Genomic DNA, 393 nt, shown 5'->3' on the forward strand with positions numbered 1-393 from the left:
CTTTATTGATGCGCTGGGCACAATGAAAGGCCAGATTGAAGGCGCGGTCTCCAGCTCGGACGCCTCGACTGAAAAACTCAAAGGCCTCGGTATTCATGTGTTTGATCTCAACGAAGTGGATAGCCTGGGCATCTATGTCGACGGCGCGGACGAAATCAACGGTCATATGCAGATGATCAAAGGCGGCGGCGCGGCATTAACCCGTGAGAAAATTATTGCTTCCGTGGCAGAGAAATTTATCTGTATTGCGGATGCCTCTAAACAGGTGGATATTCTTGGCAAATTCCCGTTGCCGGTCGAAGTGATTCCGATGGCGCGCAGCGCGGTCGCTCGTCAACTGGTGAAGCTGGGCGGGCGTCCGGAGTACCGTCAGAACGTGGTCACGGATAACGG

The 393-nt window shown here is 53.9% G+C and carries 1 protein-coding gene; it reads left to right on the forward strand.

Annotated features, from left to right (window positions below; genetic code table 11):
* Positions 1-393: ribose-5-phosphate isomerase RpiA (gene rpiA / locus KJQ97_RS09670; protein WP_214120732.1), on the forward strand; the 393-nt coding region annotated here is incomplete at both ends.

It is taken from the genome of Campylobacter sp. 2018MI01, assembly GCF_018501205.1.
Taxonomy (GTDB): Bacteria; Campylobacterota; Campylobacteria; order Campylobacterales; family Campylobacteraceae; genus Campylobacter_E.